Raw genomic sequence first — 17,601 nt, 5'->3', positions numbered from 1 at the left:
CGCGGTGGGGGCTTCAATCCAGCGATCAGCATTTATGTATCGTGCGATGAAAACGCCACCCCGCAGGGCGGGCGTCACATTGCCCAGCGTGCCCTGGCGCAGGTGGGGAGCTGGCGTGACTACAACGTGATCATGGACAACTGCCACCAGTTTTCATCGGGCTGTGTCACGGGTGATTTTGAAAACTCGGACAATTTTTTGCGGCTGCTCAAGTACCGGTGCCAAAAGCACATGGATGCAAGTCAGTGGCGGGTTTGGGATCGGTGAAGGAGGGGGAGAAAATGGTTTGTCGCTTTTGCTGTCAGAGCCGTTCATGATGGCCAGCATATCATTCGCCCAATCAGTGAACGATACATGCATGACAAGGAGGTAGTTCGTTATGAAGAAAGTTCCAGTTCTCAAAACTGATCAGGAAGCTGAGGCATTCTTGGAGCAAGACCTCTCAGATCTCGATTTTTCGCAGTTCAAACCCATGCGCTTTGATTTTGCGCCTAAGTCTGCCGCACTTCATTTGCGCCTGCCTGAAGCACTTTTGCAGGGGCTCAAAGTCCGAGCCAAGGCGAAGGGAATGCCTTACACCAGGTATGTGCGTATGCTCTTGGAAAACGACTTGGCACAGTCATCTTGACTTCCCACCGTTGCCAAAAGCACATGGATGCAAGTCAGTGGCGGGTGTGGGATTGTTGAGGGTCAGTGGCGGCGGCGTTGTTGTGCTCGCCTTGTCTGATCACTGAGCGGGCATAGACGCTAACTGAGCCACCGCTTGTTCCAAACCACCCAGAATACGATCCAACACCACTTGCGAAAATCCGGGCGGTAGATCGCGTTGAACCGAGGCCATTGCCTGCGGTGTCTTGGCAATCAAGTCTTCCATGATGGCCTCGGCATCAGGACCCCATCCAACTTGCTTGGCCGTGCTGTTGAAATGCCTGCGCTGAATGCTGGCCATTTGGTAATGCTTGTTTTTGCCAAGCAAAGCCATGGCCAATTTCACTTCCCGACCGGACCACAGATTGGGGCCATTTCCAATGACGGGATAGGCCGACATCACGTCATACAAAGGTGTGAGCTGAAATGCCCCGCCGGGCAAAAGATGGATGCTGAAATTTTTGCCATGACCGTCCGGCGCCCGAAGAAGCCAAAACAAAATTTGGGCCGCCATCAATGTGCGCATGTCCAATTCCGGTGCGCGAGATTGTGCAAGGAGCGAGAAAATTTTGCGCAAGCCAGGTCCGCCCTCATTTTCATACTTGATCAACGCAGAAGTCCCCGTTGCCTGGCAGAAATCTTCTTGGGGGAGTCTAAAAAGTTGGCCTTCGACAAGCCTGCGGTCAAACCGTTCGACCACAAGTACACGTTGCGAGCCAAAGCTGGCAATTTCTGCCGAGGCTGCTGGCAAGCCATAAGCCTTGAGCAAGCGCAAGCACAGCCATTCGTTGTCGACCGATGTGCTGAAGTCAGCCTGCCTGCCGCCCACCAAGCCCAGCGCAAGTTTGAAGATATGTGTGGTGGGTGTCGACCCGCGAGGTTTATGCCATGCATTGTTCCACCACAGGTAAGCATCTTTTTCTTGTGCGCCCGCTAAGGAAATCCGGAAGTCATCATCAGCTTCAAAAGCTGCATCCGAGGCATGCGGCGTGACAACACTCTTTAAGTGACGCTCAATCGCAGCATCATCAACGGGCACGGCCTCAACCTTGTCTACATTGTGCGGAACTTCAGATTCATCAAGAAGCTGTACAGCACCCACACAGTCGCGCCCGATGGCTCGCAACAAATCAAACGCGGCAATAGATCCCGTTTTGAACCGGATGGCCACCCGTTTTCGGATGCTGTCGCTGTCGGGCAGAAGATTTTCAAAGTAATGAGCAACCGCATCACCCTTGATCGCCTCATTAAACGGGGTGAATGGCAAAGACAGCGATATGGGTCTGCCTCGTGGGGACCGGACCCAGGCATCGTCATATTGCAGTTCCATGTCGCCGCGCGCCGTCACTGTCCAGCGACCCATGCGTTCGCCGTTTGCCCAAAGTCCTAAAGTTTGACTGCCCGATTTGCGCCCCATGTCACCACTCCGCAGAATCACTGTCCAATGCAGTCGCCGTGTCACGGGCCCCCAACCTCAGATCAAGCCCCAGCGCTGAGCACCAAGCCAGAAGTTGAGAAAAGCTCAATGTGTCGGGATGGAGCTCCAGATAGGAAACACGGTTTTGACTCAAGTTCAAACGGTTTGCAATCGCTGTTTGCGACAACTTCAAACTTTTGCGCGTGCTGCGCAAAAGATGACCCAGTTGATCACCAGAAATGAGAATTTGTGGGGGTAGTGGTGACATCAGTTTTAGCTGTTAAGCAGATATTTGCATCATAGCTGTATTTGAGCTAATTTGAAAATAGCCTGATTCCAGCTAAGTATGTGATGCACCAGTTTGCTTGCAAATGGGTGCGCCGCATAGCCCTCACATGCGGCGGCTCACATTGCCCATGCTTCAAATTACTTGATTTCCTTGCCCTGGAACATGACGCGGCCTTGTGCGTAGCGGTAGGTTTCTTTGCTCATGGCGGCTTGGCGTTGTTCTTTTTCCGAGCCCATGGGGCCGGAGTAGCCGAGCATGTCGATGGTGATGGTGTGCTGGCCGTCCCAGCGGGGGTAAATGATGTCCGAGCAGCTGCCAAAGTCGGGTGTGGCTTTGACGCTGCCTGCTTGCACGATGATGAACTGGTAGAGCGCCGGGCAGGCGCTGCCGCCGGTGTTTTGCAGCAAGATCACGTCCTGGTTGCCGATGCTGTAGTCCATGACGATGCTCAGGAAGTTGTTGCCTTGCACATGGGGCAAGATGGGTTTGCCGCGCAGGCGCAAGGTGTTGTCTTCGGCAATGACCAGCGGCCCTTGGCGTGTGCCGACCGCTTGGCGGGTGTTGTAAATGGCTGAGGTCATGCGTGGGTTGCGCCCGGCCGTGATGTCGTACCAGCCCATGGCCTGGCTGCTGAACTTTTGCGGAACCTGGCCCTCCAGGGGGCGCCGTTGGCCTTGCTCGATTTGGCAGGGCATGCCCTGTAGGCAGTGGGCCAAAATGGTTTTGCCCAGGGCTGATTGGTTGCGAAAAATCTGGCCGATGCTGTCGCCCGATTCGCCACTGACGGTGAACAGGGACGACCATGTGGCGCCTTTTTCAAGGACGCCGTCGATGGTTTCTGCATGCAGGGCTGTACTGCTGCTTGCCAGCAGGGTGCACACGGTGGCGGTCAGCAGCAGGCGTTTTTGGGGTGGGTGTTGGTGATGTGTCATGGTTCTCCCATCTTTGATGTATGCGATGTATCAGTGCGCAGCAGAGGATGCGGCTTGCAGCGGCTGGAGCTTTTCCAGGCGTGCTTCCCATTGGTCAATCTGGGCTTGGAGGCGATCGGTTTGCGCCTCGTCTTGGTCGAAGTCTTTTTGTATTTGGTCTTGCCGCGCTTGCAGGCTGTCCCACATCTCGTCGTCCTTGAGCACGCCCAGAAAATTGAACAGGACTTCTTTGGGCGTGAATGCCTGGCTGCTTTTGATGCGCTGGGTGGAGGTGCTCAGTGACTGGCGGACGTGTTGCCAATAACGGAGATTGGCTTGCTGGAGTGCCTGTTCTGCGGTGGCGATGTCCTCGGGGCAGATGTGTGCGCTCAGGAGGTCCACGCTGGTGGTGACTGGAGCGGCATCCAGCCATGCCATGCGTTCTTCAAAGCTGTTGGCGGGCAGGCTCGTGCGGGTGGATGGCTGGACGATGGCTGCGCTGTGGGTGTGTGGGGTGTTCATGGTGGCTCCTCGGGTGAATGAATTTCAGGCTTGTGCCACAACGCGCCATGCCAGATAGACCAGTCCTGCCATGAATATCCAGGGCAAAAGCAGTCGCAGTACGGCCAGGAAGACGAGCAGCAAAATCCAGGTCAGGTGCAAAGCTGTCACAACGACAACGATGCGGATCAAGATTTTGTGCATGTCAGTTTTCCGGGTGCGAGGTGGTCTGAAAATTCTAGAAATCTCCCGCGACAAGGTGTGTCGGTTTTGAGGTGGCAGAAAATTTATTTGCAGATTGATGCAAGCCGTTTGGATCAGACGGTATTCAAAAAACCAGGTGCTTGAAGAGGCTCATGGTCCATCAGCGCTACAACAGGTTTTGGAGGAGCTTGCCCTGCAAGCGAAAAGCCAATGGTGCACAGGCGCCGCATCGCCAGCAGGGCTGCTGGCTCCTACAAGGCCTTGCCTTCGTAGGTCGGAGCTTCAGCTCCGACAACGCTGGCTCTGGCTCTGGCTCTGGCTCTGGCACAGGCTACATGTCGGGGCTGAAGCCGCCGACCTGCAATTGCATGGCATCTTTGTAGGGCGGAGCTTCAGGTGTTTGACGGAACTTGAGATGCCGTTCAGCTGCGGCTGAGCCACAGTGCGGCGGTTTGCAGGCCCAGCACGGTCAGTGTGAGCGATCCCAGCAGGTGCAGGGCGGCCGTGCCCAGGGCCAGTGCAAAACGGCCTTGTTGCAGCATGCCGACGACTTCGGCGGAAAAGCTGGAAAACGTGGTCAGGGCGCCCAGAAAGCCGGTGACCAAAGCCAGTCGCCAGACCGGGTCCAGCTCAGGCAGTTGCTGAAACACCCCAACGCACAGGCCCACCAGATAGCCGCCGATCAGGTTGGCCGCCAAGGTGCCCCAGGGCAGCAGGCCGCTGCTGGCGGGGTTGGGGTTGAGCCACAGGCCCAGTTGCCAGCGGGCCAGCGCGCCGACACAGGCGCCCAGGCAAATGGCGATTACGGCAAGCATGGAGGTTCTCAGTCAGCAGCTTCAAAAAGGCGGGTCGTCGTCGTCCACCGCTGTGGAGGACGCATCCGTGTGGGCAACTGCCGGGGAGGAGGTCAGTGCTGGAGTTCCAGCCGTGGCCGGGGCCGCTGCTGCACCGATTTCCATCTCACCACCCAAAGCCTCGATCAGGCTGTCGATCAGCGGCCCGAGCAAGCCGGTGGACAGGGCCACGTCTGCGTCGAAACGGTCTTCGTTCTTGTCGGTGCCCGATTCGTCCATCACACCGTCGAGGAACTGCACTTTTTTCAGCTGCAGGGTTTCGGTCAGCACAAAGGCCACGCGGCCGTCCCAGCTGAGCGCCAGCTGTGTGGGCAGCTTGCCTTCCATCACATGCTTGCGCACGTCGTCGTTGGCCAGGTGGTGGCGGGTAAAGCGCACGCTGGCGGCGTCTTCGCCTGTGGACTTGAGCACGGTTTCGCGTTCTACGGTCAGGTCGGCTGGCCATTCGTCTTCGGTCGGGGCCAGCAGCCATTGGGTCATGGCGGCTTGGGGCGAGGTCACGGTCTGGATCAGCGAGACCGACAAGCCCGCCAGCACGTTCATCAGGGCCGAGACGGCCTCGTCGGCCTTGCCCTGGCTGCCCGAATTGAGCACCAGGCGGCGGTTTTCCAGATCCATCCACACGATCACGGTGGATTGGCGGGCAAAGGCCTGGGGCAGCAGCGACAGCAGGACGTCGTCCATGAGGTCGCGCTTTTCTTTTTTGCCAGGTTTGCGGCCGGTGGCCGCTTCGATTTCGGCGATGCGTTCGTCAGCCTTGCGGCGCACCACGTTGCCGGGCACGGCCTTGGATTCGATCATCAGCTTCAAAATCCATTGACCGCCTACCGACTCGACCAGTGGGCCATGGGCTTCACCGCGTGGGGGAATCCAGCCCACGGACTTTTCCTGGCTGGCGCCGCATTCAACGAATTGGGTCGGCTCCAGCGCCGCTTGCACATCGGCGAGCGTGGGGGCAAAACCCTCACCGATGCGGTAAACCATCACATTTTTGAACATCTGTCACTCTTTCATGCCTTGTCAGGCCAGCGCGGCATCTTACCGGAGTGGGGTGCTGTTTTACTTGGCCACACCCATCAGCATGTCGGGCACGATGGTCACGATGGACGGGAACACCGTGATCAGCCCAATGCCCACGATCATGCAGGCGAAAAAGGGCAGGGTGACGCGTGCGATGCGGTTGCTGTCGATGCCGGTCATGTTTTGCAACACGAACAGGTTGAAGCCCACAGGCGGCGTGATTTCAGCGATCTCGACCAGCATGATGATGAAGATGCCGAACCAGACCAGGTCGAACCCGGCCTTCTGGATCATGGGCAGTACCACCGCGCTGGTGAGCACGATCATCGAGATGCCGTCGAGCGCCGTGCCCAAAATCAGATACACCACCACCAGCACGCCAATCAGGCCAAAGGGCGAGAGGTTCATGCTGTGCACAAACTCGGCCAGCTCGCGTGGGATGCCGGTAAACGCCATGGTCTTGGTCAAGAAGGCTGCGCCCGCCAGGATGAACATGATCATGCAGCTCACACGCGTGGCGCCCACCAGGCCTTGCCAGAAGTTCTCCCAGGTCAGGCTGCGCCCTGCGGCGGCAATGGCCAGCGACCCCAGCACGCCATAGGCCGCGCATTCGGTGGCGGTGGCAATGCCGGCCACCAGCACCCAGACGATGAACACGATCAGCAAAGAGCAAGGTATCAAACTGCCCGAGCGCCGCATTTTTTCCAAGAAGGTGGTGGGCGCTTCGGCGGGGGGCACTTTGTCGGGGTTGCGCAGGCTCCACCAGATGATGTAACCCGAGAACAGCCCCATGAGCAAAAAGCCGGGCAAAAAGCCAGCCAGAAACAGACGGATCACGCTGGCGTCAGCCGCCACGGCGTACACCACCATGGTGATGGACGGCGGAATCAAAATGCCTAAGCCGCCTGCAGCGGCCAAAGAGCCCAGCGCGATGTTGCGGTCGTAGCCGCGTTTTTCGAGTTCGGGCAGGGCCACTTTGGCGATCGTGGCGCAGGTGGCGGCCGATGAGCCTGAAACCGAGCCAAAAATGCCGCAACCCAAAATGGTGGTGTGCATCAGGCGGCCCGGCACTTTGGACAACCAGGGCGACAGGCCGTCGAACATCTGCTCGGACAGCTTGGTGCGGTACAAAATTTCGCCCATCCAGATGAACATGGGCAGGGCAGCGAGTTCCCAACTGGCCGAGGTTTCCCAGAATGAGGAAAACAAGTTTTTGCCGGGCAGGGTGTTCGTGAAAAATGCCTGACCGACCCAGCCCACAATCGCCAGTGTCATGGCGATCCACACGCCGCCGCTGAGCATCAGCAGCATCAAAAAGAGGAGCAGGCCTCCGATTTCAAGCAGGCCCATCACATCTCCTCGGAAAAATCACCACGGGCGTGCCGCTCTTCGACACGCGCCACATAGCTGGGCTTGCCGCCTCGGAACACGCACACGCATTCGTCGAGCACGGCGATCACCAAAATGGCCGAGCCGATCACAAAGCTCATTTGCGGGATCCAGATCGGGATCGCCACCATGTTGCCTGCGATGTCGTTGAACTCGTAGCTCTCCCAAGTGAAGCGTGCGGCCCAGTAGCCCAGGTAGCCAATGGCCACTGCGGCCACCGCCAGCGAGATCAGCTCCAGCCAGCGGCGCACGGGCGCAGACACCGATTCGAGCACCAGCGTCACCCGCACAAAGTCGCCGTTGCGAAAGCTGTAAGCCATGCCCAAAAAGGCCGCGGCCGCGCACAGCCAGGCCACGATGTCGTTGACCCAGGAGACGCGCCACTCGAACACGCGCCCCACGGACGCGGCGATCATCAAGACCAAAATGGCCAGCACGCACAGGGCGGCGAGGTTGCCCCCCAAGAGGTACAAACCGTCCAAAAAGCGCCTGCCCAAACTGGCGCTGCCTGTGCTGCTGGTGTTCATGTGGACTTACTTGTGGTTGTAGGCGTCGACCAAGGCCTTGCCTTCGGCGCCAGATTTCTCCAGCCACTCCTTGAGCATGGTGTCACCGACTTTCTTCATGTCGGCCTTGAGTTGGGCGGACGGGGCTGTCACGGTCATGCCATTGGCCTTGAGGGTGGCGAGTGTCGTGTCGTTGACTTTGCGCGACTCGCTCCAGCCTCGGGTTTCTGCATCTGCTGCGGCTTTCATGAGCGCGTCTTGTGTGGGCTTGTCGAGTGCGTCAAAGGCCTTCTTGTTGGCGATCACCGAATTTTTGGGCAACCAGGCTTGCACGTCGTAGTAGTACTTGAGGTGTTCGTAGAGCTTGCTGTCCACGCCTGTGGCACCCGACGTCATGGTCGACTCGACCACGCCCGTGGCCAAGGCCTGGGTGAACTCGGCCGCCTGCACCGTAACAGGCTGCGCGCCCACCAGCTCGGCGATGCGGGCGGTCGATGGGCTGTAGGAGCGCCATTTGATGCCCTTGAGGTCAGCCGCACTGTTGATGGCTTTCTTGCTGTAGATGCCTTGAGGTGGCCAGGCCACCGAGTACAGCAGCACCATGCCTTGTTCGGCCAGCTTCTTCTCCATCACGGGCTTTTGAGCCTTGTAGAGCTTCATGCCTTCGTCGTAGCTGTCGGCCAAAAAGGGCAAGCCATCGGCCGCGTAAATCGGCCACTCGTTGCTGAAGTTGGCCAGCAAGATTTCTCCGGCCTGGGCCTGACCGCCCTGAACGGCGCGCTTGATTTCGGGGGCTTTGAAGAGCGACGCATTGGCGTGCACCGTGATCTTGAGCTTGCCGCCGGAGGCTTTGTCCACATCGGTGGCGAACTGGGCCAGGTTCAGTGAATGGAAGTTGCTGGACGGGTAAGCGGCGGGCAGGTCCCACTTGGTCTGGGCCGAGACAAAACCGGAGACAGCGAGCAAGCCAGCCAGCAGGCTGAGGTGAAGGGCGCGACGTTTCATGAAAACTCCTGAGTAGGGGACCAAGCCATGAAGCACTGCAAATGCTGTGCCTGAAATGAGCACGCGTGTGGTGCATTGAACAGTTGTTCACTGTAGGCAAGTTGGCGGGGCTTGGGATTGGTGATTTCCCTTAATGTCAACAAATTGTTGGCAAATTGTCATGATGGCGAATAGACTTTCTCTCGATTGCCCAGAAAGCGCGTGCCCATGCCCAGCAAACATCCAGCCTCACCCAAACCCGCCAGCCCCATCGTGTCTTCGGCCCATCTGGTGTCTGCCGACAGCGCCGAGATGAGCGAGTTCGAGTTTGGCCTGATCGTGGCAGGCAACGCCTTTCACCGCTGGATCGTGCACTGCATGAGCGCGGCGGGCCTCAAAGACCTGACGCCCCTGGACGTGCTGGTGTTGCACCACGTCACGCACCGCGCCCGCGACAAGCGCCTGGCCGACATCTGTTTCATCATGAACATAGAAGACACGCACCTGGTGAACTACGCCCTTAAAAAGCTGCAGGGCCTGGGTGTGGTGGCTTCGCAAAAGAACGGCAAGGACGTGACTTACGCCGCCACCGACAGTGGCCGTCAGTTTGTGCAGCGCTACCGCGAAATCCGCGAAAACTGCCTGATTGACGCCCTCAAGGCCGACGATGGTCTGAACCGCGATATTGGCGAGTTGGCCCGATTGCTGCGTGTGTTGTCGGGCATGTACGACCAGGCGGCGCGTGCCGCCGCATCATTGTGAACAGAGGCCAGAGATGAGCGAAGCAAGCAACCCCTCCCCGGGCAAAAACCGTTGGCAGTTCTGGATTGACCGGGGCGGTACCTTCACCGACGTGGTCGGCAAGCGCCCGGACGGCACATTGGTCACGCACAAATTGCTGAGCGAAAACCCCGAGCAATACCGCGACGCGGCGGTGGCGGGCATCCGCCATTTGCTGGGCCTGAAGCCCGGTGAGCCGGTCACGCCAGAGCAGGTGGAATGCGTGAAGATGGGCACCACCGTGGCCACCAACGCCTTGTTGGAGCGCAAGGGCGAGCCAACGTTGTTGGTCACCACCCAAGGCTTTGGCGATGCGCTGCGCATTGCTTACCAAAATCGTCCACGTTTGTTTGACCGCCAGATCATCCTGCCCGAGTTGCTTTACAGCGCGGTGGTGGAGGCGCAAGAGCGTGTGTCGGTGGATGGCGAGGTCTTGCAGCCTTTGGACGAAGCCCATTTGCGCACCCAATTGATGCACTGGCACGTCCAAGGTGTGCGCTCGGTCGCCATCGTGTTCATGCACGGCTGGCGGCACACCGCGCACGAGCAAGTTGCTGCGCGTTTGGCGCGTGAAGTGGGTTTCACGCAGGTCAGCACTTCACACCAGACCAGCCCGATGATGAAGCTGGTCAGCCGTGGCGACACCACGGTGGTGGATGCGTATTTGTCACCGATTTTGGGACGCTATGTGAACCAGGTGGCCAGCGAGATGCCGGGTGTGAAGCTCATGTTCATGCAGTCCTCGGGCGGCCTGACGGACGCTCAGGTGTTCGCGGGCAAGGATGCGATTTTGAGCGGCCCGGCGGGCGGCATTGTGGGCATGGCCCGCACGGCACAGCTGGCGGGGCACGACAAGGTGATTGGTTTTGACATGGGTGGCACGTCCACCGATGTGTCGCACTTTGCCGGACAGTTCGAGCGCGAGTTTGAAACGCAGGTGGCCGGTGTGCGCATGCGCGCCCCGATGATGAGCATTCACACTGTGGCCGCAGGCGGCGGGTCTTTGCTGGCCTATGACGGTGCGCGTTTTCGGGTGGGACCGCAAAGCGCGGGGGCCAACCCGGGGCCCGCCAGTTACCGACGCGGCGGGCCGTTGGCCGTGACCGATGCGAACGTGATGGTGGGCAAGGTGCAGCCCAAGTTTTTCCCGTCGGTGTTTGGTCCAGAAGCCAACCAGCCGCTGGACGCCGAGGTGGTGCGTGGGCATTTTGCAAAACTGGCCGCTCAAACCGGGCGTGCTGCTGAAGATGTGGCGCATGGTTTCATCCAGATCGCGGTGCAGCAGATGGCCAATGCGATCAAGAAAATCTCGGTGGCGCGGGGCTACGATGTGACGCGCTACACCTTGCAGTGCTTTGGCGGCGCGGGTGGGCAGCACGCTTGTCTGGTGGCCGATGCACTGGGCATGTCGCAGGTGCTGGTGCATCCGCTGGCGGGTGTGCTCTCGGCCTACGGCATGGGCTTGGCCGACCAGAACGTGATGCGCGAAGAATCGATTGAGCGGCGCTTGGATGCGGCCGCCATGCCCTACATGGCCGAGCGTTTGCAGGCTTTGGGCGAGACCTCGCGCCAAGCCTTGCTGGCGCAAATGGGCGTGGATGTCGGAGGTGCCAACCGCATTGAGCTGCGCCAACGCGCGCATTTGCGCTACGAAGGCACCGACTCGGCGTTGGTGGTGCCTTGGGACGATCAAGCCCAATTGGTGGCCGGTTTTGAGGCGGCGTACCGTCAGCGCTTTGCCTACTTGATGCAGGGCAAGGCCTTGGTGGTTGAAGCCGTGTCGGTCGAGGCCGTGTTGCCCGGCGATGCGCCCGAAGAAGCGGTGTTGGCCGTGCACCCACAGCGCGATGTGCCGTGCCGCGACACGGTGCAGGTCTACGCCGCTAACGCGCAAGGTGTGGCCCAGTGGCAAAACGCGGCGCTGGTGGTGCGTGAAGACATGCGCCCCGGCGACGTGATCGACGGCCCCGCCATCATTGCCGAAAAGAATGCCACCACCGTGGTGGAAGCCGGTTGGCAAGCGCGCCTGACCGCGCTGGACCATTTGCTGCTTGTGCGCGTGCAAGCGCGGGCGGTGCAACACGCCGCAGGCACGCAGGCCGACCCGGTGCTGCTGGAGGTCTTCAACAACCTGTTCATGAACATCGCCGAGCAAATGGGGCTGCAGCTGCAAAACACAGCCTATTCGGTCAACATCAAAGAGCGGCTGGACTTCTCTTGCGCCTTGTTCAGCGCCGAGGGGCATTTGATCGCCAACGCACCGCACATGCCGGTGCATTTGGGCTCGATGGGCGAGAGCATCCAGACCGTCATTCAGGAGAACCAAGGCCGCATGCAGCCGGGCGATGTGTTTGTGCTGAACGACCCGTACCACGGCGGCACGCATTTGCCAGACATCACCGTCATCACGCCGGTGTATTTAGATGGCCACGCCGAGCCGGTGTTTTATGTGGGCTCACGCGGGCACCACGCCGATGTGGGTGGCTTGACGCCCGGCTCCATGCCACCGTTTTCCACGCGCATTGAAGAAGAGGGCGTGCAGATCGACAACGTCAAGCTGGTCGATGCCGGACACCTGCGCGAGGCCGAGATGGTGGCGCTGCTGCAAAGCGGTGAATACCCCTCGCGCAACCCTGCGCAGAACATGGCCGACCTGAAGGCGCAGATTGCCGCCAACGAAAAAGGCGTGCAGGAGCTGCGCCGCATGGTTGAGCAGTTTGGCTTGGATGTGGTGCAGGCCTACATGCGCCATGTGCAGGACAACGCCGAAGAATCGGTACGCCGCGTCATCACACGCCTCAAAGACGGCTCATTCACTTTGCCGCTGGACAACGGCGCGCAGATCCAGGTGGCGGTGCGCGTGAATGCCGCCGAGCGCACGGCCGAGATCGATTTCACCGGCACCAGCGCCCAGCTGCCCAACAACTTCAACGCGCCGCGTGCGGTGTGCATGGCAGCCGTCCTGTATGTGTTCCGCAGCCTGGTGGACGATGACATTCCTTTGAACGCCGGTTGCTTGAAGCCGCTCAAGGTCACCATTCCCCAGGGCTCCATGCTCAACCCCAACCCCCCGGCTTCGGTGGTGGCGGGCAATGTGGAAACCTCGACCTGCATCACCAACGCGCTGTTTGGCGCTTTGGGCGTGATGGCGGGCAGCCAGCCGACCATGAACAACTTCACCTTCGGCAATGCGCGGGTGCAGTACTACGAAACCATTTCGGGTGGCAGTGGCGCGGGTGGGCGCTTTGATGCGCAGGGCCAACTGGTGGGTGGTTTTGACGGCACTTCGGTGGTGCAAACCCACATGACCAATTCACGCCTCACGGACCCCGAGGTGCTGGAGTTCCGCTTTCCGGTGCGGCTGGAAAGTTACGCAATTCGCCAGGGCTCAGGCGGCGCGGGGCGCTGGCACGGCGGTGACGGCGGTGTGCGGCGCGTGCGCTTTCTGGAGCCGATGACGGCGGGCATTTTGTCCAACGGGCGCATCCATCCGGCCTTTGGCATGGCAGGCGGTCACAGCGGCCTGCCGGGCATCAACCGGGTTGTGCGCGTCGATGGCAGCGTGCAAGAGCTGGGTCACATTGGCCAGGTGGAGATGCAGGAGGGCGATGTATTTGAGATTCACACGCCCGGCGGTGGTGGGTTTGGCGAACTTGAGCAAGGTTGACATCAACGCCGGAGTCTTCGACCACCAACCAACAAATGCACGTACCTGTAGCTCGTCACTCGCAGGGTCCGACATCTCCCTGATCAATTACACCGCTTGCATGGGCTCGGGCTCTCCGCACACCCATGTCGGGGTCTTCGACCGCCGACCTACAACGATATGTCCTGTAGGTCGGTACTCGAAGAGTCCGACATCTCCCTGAACACCTTCACTGCTTGCAGGGGCTCGAGCTCCCTGCACACCCATGTCGGGGTCTTCGACCACCGACCTACAAAGCACGTACCTGTAGGTCGGCACTCGCAGAGTCCGACGTTGCCCAATTCAGCGCCTTGGCGCAGCGCTGGCAGGAGCCTGGGCATAGCCCTGGCCTTGCACCCGAACCCCTTGCTCTGAGAGGCTGGCGGCTTTTTTGGGGCCGATGCCCTTGACGCGCTGCATCACGTCTGGCCAATCCCGAAACGGGGCTTTTTTCCGCTCGGTCATGACCTCGCGGGTCAAGGTGGGGCCGACGCCTTTCAAGCCGTCAAGTTCAATTTCTGTGGCTTTGTTCAAATCCACTTGTGCCCAGGCGATGCCTGCCAGCATCAGGGTGGCGACGGCGGTGGCGATCTTTTTGATCATCTGCTTTTCTCCCTTGGTGGTGGCTGCAACCCGTTGCAGCGCCAGCCATTGTGGGCCGCCAGCCGGTCTGCCGTGCAGGGGGGAGGACGCATCACTTGAAACAACTTGTTTCAAGCGGGTGTCACAGCTCTTCGATGCGTCTGGGCGGGTAGCTGTCCCAGGCCTGGCAGCCCGGGCAATGCCAAAAGTGCTCTTTGGCTTCAAAGCCGCAGGCCGCGCAGCGGTAACGGGCCAGGGGCCGGATGGCTTGTTCCAGGGCTTTTTGCACCGGGGCGGGCAAGGGATGGGCATTACTGCTTTGGCCCGTCAGCCAGCGTGTGGCGGCCATCAGTGAGGGCTGTTTTTGCAGGTGGTCGAGATAGTGTTGTTGCGCTGTTGCGGCGCCTGCCGGGTCATTGGCTTGCAAGGTGGTGATGGCTTCGAGCACATCCATGCCGGGCTGGCGCTGGTAGTGGGTGCTCAGCAATTTAAGTGCTGGGCGGGTTTGCTGGGCGGCTTGCGCGGCTTTGGCCAGGCTGGCCGCGGCCAGCGGGGCCGCGACATCCGAGCGCTCAAACAGAGGGGCCAGGGTGTCGTAAGCGGCTTGGGCTTGCCCTTGCGCCAACTGCAGTTGACCCAGCAAGATGCGTGGTCTGGGAGCGTCCGGGGTGGTGCGAAGGGTTTGGCTCAGGATGGCCAATGCTTTGGCCGAGTCGCCTTGTTGCACTGCTTCACGGGCTTGTTCGCATTGGTAATGCGACATGCGCACGCCGAAGTTGGCTTCCCCCGAGTTTTCAAGCAAGCGGGCCACGTTGGCCGCTTCAGGCCATTCGCGTGAGCGTTCGTAGATGGCCAGGCGCGCCAGTCGGGCCTGACCTTCGTAGCTGGTGCCTTCGAGCTTGCGCAGGGCTTCTTCGGCGCGGTCGAGCAGACCGGCTTTCAGAAAATCGAGGGCCAAACCGTGCTGGGCGCGTTGCCGGTCAGCAGTGTTCAAGTCACCGCGGGAGATCAGATGTTCGTGAACGCGCACCGCACGGTCGTATTCGCCCCGGCGGCGAAACAGATTGCCCAAGGCAAAGTGCAGCTCGGAGGTGTCGGGGTCGTTTTGGACGGCTTCAATGAAGGCATCGATGGCCTGGTCCTGCTGTTCATTGAGCAGGTAATTGAGTCCTTTGAAATAAGCGCGAGGGGCTTGGCGGTTGGCGATGCGCATTTGGCGCAAATCCAGTCTGGAGGCCACCCAGCCCAAAGCAAATGCGGCGGGCAGTCCCAGCAAAATCCAGGTCAGATCAAGTTCCACGGGGTACCTCGGGGGTGGGCGCTGGGCTGGCGGTGGGGTTCAATTGTTGGCGCGCAGCCTGGCGGTGACGCCACCAGCGCGGCACCATGCCCAGCACGCCAATCACCACACCCAGGCTGAACGCCGACAACACCACCAGCACGGTGGGGGCGGCCCAAAAAGTGCCGAAAAAGAAGTTCACGCGTGTTTCTTGCTGGTTGTTCAGCGCAAAAGCAAACAGGGTGAAAAAAACAGCTGCTTTCAGTAGCCACTGAAGCAGCCTGAGCAGACGTTTCATGAATGACCTCGGGACGTTGCAAGCATTCTAACGGCGCACCTGGGAGCGGCTGGCAGGATCGATGGGCAGCTTGGGTGATCTGGGCCACGTCTTGGGTGGCGCCCGCATCGAATGGGGGCTTCGGCCTGCGATTTACGACGCGCTTGGGGGCGATGCCTGGGTGGCGGCAGCAGTGCCTGCATCCACGGCTTCGCGAAGAGCTTTGCCGGGTTTGAAATGGGGAACCCGTTTTTCGGGAATTTGAACGCTTTCGCCCGAGCGGGGGTTGCGTCCGACACGGGGCGGGCGACGGTTGATGGAGAAGCTGCCGAAGCCGCGAATTTCGATGCGGTGGCCTTTGGCCAGGGCGTCGCTCATGGCATCGAGCACCGTTTTGACGGCCAATTCGGCGTCACGGTGGGTCAGTTGCGCGAAACGCGCTGCAAGTTCTTCAACCAGATCGGAGCGGGTCATGTGCGTTGGGCGTTGAGCGTAGGGCGTTGAGCGTTGAGCTGAACAAGCCGGAAAACCCGGCTTGCCGCTCAACGCTGAACGCCTAACGCCTGACCTTTACATCAGTTGTTGTCCAGCTTGGCACGCAACAAAGCGCCCAGGCTGGTGGTGCCAGCATTCTCAGTCTTGGATTGCTGCGACAGCGAAGCCATGGCTTCTTGCTGGTCAGCTTGGTCCTTGGCTTTGATGGACAACTGGATGTTGCGGGTCTTGCGATCCACGTTCACCACGACAGCCGTCACTTCGTCGCCGACTTTCAGGACGTGGCTGGCGTCTTCCACGCGGTCACGCGAGATTTCGGACACGCGCAGGTAACCCACGATGTCTTCGCCCAAGTCGATTTCAGCGCCCTTGGCATCCACGGTCTTGACCTTACCGGTGACGGTCTGGCCTTTGTCGTTGATGGATGTGAAGGTGGTGAAAGGATCGGAGTCGAGCTGTTTGATGCCCAAGCTGATGCGCTCGCGGTCCACGTCCACAGCCAAGACCAAAGCCTCGACTTCTTGACCCTTCTTGAATTCGCGCACGGCGTTTTCGCCAGACTCGTTCCAGGACAGGTCAGACAAGTGCACCAGACCGTCGATGCCGGCAGCCAGACCCACGAACACGCCGAAGTCGGTGATCGACTTGATCGGGCCCTTGACGCGGTCGCCGCGCTTGGTGTTTTGAGCGAACTCTTGCCATGGGTTGGCACGGCACTGCTTCATGCCCAAGCTGATGCGGCGCTTGTCTTCGTCGATCTCGAGGACCATGACTTCGACTTCGTCACCCAGAGCGACGATCTTGGAAGGTGCCACGTTCTTGTTGGTCCAGTCCATTTCAGACACGTGCACCAAGCCTTCGATGCCTGGCTCGAGTTCCACAAACGCGCCGTAGTCGGCGATGTTGGTGATCTTGCCGAACATGCGGGTGCCCTGTGGGTAGCGGCGGTTCACGCCCATCCAAGGGTCGTCGCCCATTTGCTTGAGGCCCAAGGACACGCGGTTTTTCTCGGTGTCGAACTTGAGGATTTTGGCAGTGATTTCTTGACCAGCCGTGACCACTTCGGAAGGGTGACGGACACGGCGCCATGCCATGTCGGTGATGTGCAACAGGCCGTCGATGCCGCCCAAGTCCACGAATGCACCGTATTCGGTGATGTTCTTGACCACACCGTGAACGATGGAGCCTTCGCGCAATGTTTCCATCAGCTTGGCGCGCTCTTCGCCCATGGAGGCTTCCACCACAGCGCGGCGTGACAACACGACGTTGTTGCGCTTGCGGTCGAGCTTGATGACCTTGAATTCCAGGGTCTTGTTCTCATAGGGAGACAGGTCTTTGGTAGGACGTGTGTCGACCAAAGAGCCGGGCAAGAAAGCGCGGATGCCGTTGACCAACACGGTCAGGCCACCTTTGACTTTGCCGCTGGTCACGCCAGTGACGAATTCGCCGGATTCCAGGGCTTTTTCCAAAGACATCCAGGAAGCCAGACGCTTGGCGGTGTCGCGCGACAGGATGGTGTCGCCGTAGCCGTTTTCGATGGAGCCGATGGCCACCGAGACAAAGTCGCCGACCTGGACTTCGACTTCACCCTGGTCGTTCTTGAACTCTTCGAGGGGCACGTAGGACTCGGACTTGAGACCGGCGTTGACAACCACGAAGTTGTGTTCGATGCGCACCACTTCAGCGGTGATGACTTCACCAGGGCGCATTTCGGTACGTTGCAGGGATTCCTCAAAGAGGGCGGCAAAAGATTCAGACATGTGATTTCCTCATCCACAAA

General features: G+C 59.8%; 19 protein-coding genes. 4 read left to right on the top strand and 15 right to left on the bottom strand.

The features are described from left to right. The first annotated feature begins 24 nt into the window (after positions 1-24). Entirely contained in the window at positions 25-267 is a 243-nt protein-coding gene (locus B9Z51_RS19055; protein ID WP_108371576.1) for a lecithin retinol acyltransferase family protein, read from the top strand. Positions 268-379: 112 nt separating this feature from the next. Further along, complete coding sequence (locus tag B9Z51_RS02775) at positions 380-628, top strand: CopG family antitoxin (RefSeq protein ID WP_108371574.1); 249 nt, start codon at positions 380-382, stop codon at positions 626-628. 99 nt (positions 629-727) lie between these two features. On the opposite strand, the gene B9Z51_RS02770 is transcribed toward B9Z51_RS02775, so the two are convergent. From B9Z51_RS02770 to B9Z51_RS02725, 10 genes are all read right to left on the bottom strand, one after another. After that, a complete protein-coding gene (locus tag B9Z51_RS02770) occupies positions 728-2,065 on the bottom strand; it encodes a type II toxin-antitoxin system HipA family toxin (protein WP_108371572.1) in 1,338 nt (445 codons plus the stop codon). 1 nt (position 2,066) lies between these two features. Then, a complete protein-coding gene (locus tag B9Z51_RS02765) occupies positions 2,067-2,333 on the bottom strand; it encodes a helix-turn-helix domain-containing protein (RefSeq protein ID WP_108371570.1) in 267 nt (88 codons plus the stop codon). A gap of 158 nt (positions 2,334-2,491) precedes the next feature. Further along, entirely contained in the window at positions 2,492-3,286 is a 795-nt protein-coding gene (locus B9Z51_RS02760) for a hypothetical protein (protein WP_108371568.1), read from the bottom strand. Positions 3,287-3,316: 30 nt separating this feature from the next. Then, the gene (locus B9Z51_RS02755; RefSeq protein ID WP_108371566.1) at positions 3,317-3,787 is read right to left on the bottom strand and encodes a hypothetical protein; all 471 of its coding nucleotides are present in this window, start codon (positions 3,785-3,787) and stop codon (positions 3,317-3,319) included. 24 nt (positions 3,788-3,811) lie between these two features. Then, complete coding sequence (locus B9Z51_RS18355) at positions 3,812-3,970, bottom strand: hypothetical protein (protein ID WP_158272808.1); 159 nt, start codon at positions 3,968-3,970, stop codon at positions 3,812-3,814. A 422-nt stretch (positions 3,971-4,392) separates the two neighbouring features. Beyond that, on the bottom strand, positions 4,393-4,785 hold the full coding sequence (crcB, locus tag B9Z51_RS02745) for a fluoride efflux transporter CrcB (RefSeq protein ID WP_108371562.1): 393 nt from the start codon (positions 4,783-4,785) through the stop codon (positions 4,393-4,395). A 21-nt stretch (positions 4,786-4,806) separates the two neighbouring features. Further along, complete coding sequence (locus B9Z51_RS02740) at positions 4,807-5,823, bottom strand: recombination-associated protein RdgC (RefSeq protein ID WP_108371560.1); 1,017 nt, start codon at positions 5,821-5,823, stop codon at positions 4,807-4,809. Between the two features lie 60 nt (positions 5,824-5,883). Next, the gene (locus B9Z51_RS02735; RefSeq protein ID WP_108371558.1) at positions 5,884-7,194 is read right to left on the bottom strand and encodes a TRAP transporter large permease; all 1,311 of its coding nucleotides are present in this window, start codon (positions 7,192-7,194) and stop codon (positions 5,884-5,886) included. Next, the gene (locus B9Z51_RS02730; RefSeq protein ID WP_108371557.1) at positions 7,194-7,760 is read right to left on the bottom strand and encodes a TRAP transporter small permease; all 567 of its coding nucleotides are present in this window, start codon (positions 7,758-7,760) and stop codon (positions 7,194-7,196) included. The genes B9Z51_RS02735 and B9Z51_RS02730 overlap by 1 nt, the downstream gene beginning before the upstream one ends. Positions 7,761-7,766: 6 nt before the next feature. Further along, positions 7,767-8,744, bottom strand: a complete 978-nt coding sequence (locus B9Z51_RS02725) for a TRAP transporter substrate-binding protein (RefSeq protein WP_108371555.1) — start codon at positions 8,742-8,744, stop codon at positions 7,767-7,769. Between the two features lie 207 nt (positions 8,745-8,951). On the opposite strand from B9Z51_RS02725, the gene B9Z51_RS02720 reads away from it, so the two are divergent. Both B9Z51_RS02720 and B9Z51_RS02715 read left to right on the top strand, forming a co-directional pair. Next, entirely contained in the window at positions 8,952-9,485 is a 534-nt protein-coding gene (locus B9Z51_RS02720) for a winged helix DNA-binding protein (RefSeq protein WP_108371553.1), read from the top strand. 13 nt (positions 9,486-9,498) lie between these two features. Next, positions 9,499-13,170 (top strand): hydantoinase B/oxoprolinase family protein, encoded by a 3,672-nt coding sequence (locus tag B9Z51_RS02715; protein WP_108371552.1) that lies wholly within the window; start codon positions 9,499-9,501, stop codon positions 13,168-13,170. Positions 13,171-13,491: 321 nt separating this feature from the next. On the opposite strand, the gene B9Z51_RS02710 is transcribed toward B9Z51_RS02715, so the two are convergent. The 5 genes from B9Z51_RS02710 to rpsA all read right to left on the bottom strand — a co-directional run bounded on the left by B9Z51_RS02710 (position 13,492) and on the right by rpsA (position 17,581). Next, a complete protein-coding gene (locus B9Z51_RS02710; protein WP_108371550.1) occupies positions 13,492-13,791 on the bottom strand; it encodes a helix-hairpin-helix domain-containing protein in 300 nt (99 codons plus the stop codon). A gap of 121 nt (positions 13,792-13,912) precedes the next feature. Next, the gene (lapB, locus tag B9Z51_RS02705) at positions 13,913-15,070 is read right to left on the bottom strand and encodes a lipopolysaccharide assembly protein LapB (protein ID WP_108371548.1); all 1,158 of its coding nucleotides are present in this window, start codon (positions 15,068-15,070) and stop codon (positions 13,913-13,915) included. Next, positions 15,060-15,347, bottom strand: a complete 288-nt coding sequence (locus tag B9Z51_RS02700) for a lipopolysaccharide assembly LapA domain-containing protein (RefSeq protein WP_108371546.1) — start codon at positions 15,345-15,347, stop codon at positions 15,060-15,062. The genes lapB and B9Z51_RS02700 overlap by 11 nt, the downstream gene beginning before the upstream one ends. Positions 15,348-15,479: 132 nt before the next feature. Beyond that, positions 15,480-15,872, bottom strand: a complete 393-nt coding sequence (locus tag B9Z51_RS02695; protein WP_255419286.1) for an integration host factor subunit beta — start codon at positions 15,870-15,872, stop codon at positions 15,480-15,482. A 29-nt stretch (positions 15,873-15,901) separates the two neighbouring features. Beyond that, positions 15,902-17,581 (bottom strand): 30S ribosomal protein S1, encoded by a 1,680-nt coding sequence (gene rpsA, locus B9Z51_RS02690; protein ID WP_108371542.1) that lies wholly within the window; start codon positions 17,579-17,581, stop codon positions 15,902-15,904. Between the last annotated feature and the right edge of the window lie 20 nt (positions 17,582-17,601).

Source organism: Limnohabitans sp. T6-5 (genome assembly GCF_003063315.1).
In the GTDB taxonomy this organism is placed as follows: domain Bacteria; phylum Pseudomonadota; class Gammaproteobacteria; order Burkholderiales; family Burkholderiaceae_C; genus Limnohabitans_A.
The sequence above is the reverse complement of the archived record's forward strand: the minus strand, read 5'-3'. Positions and strand labels throughout refer to the sequence as shown.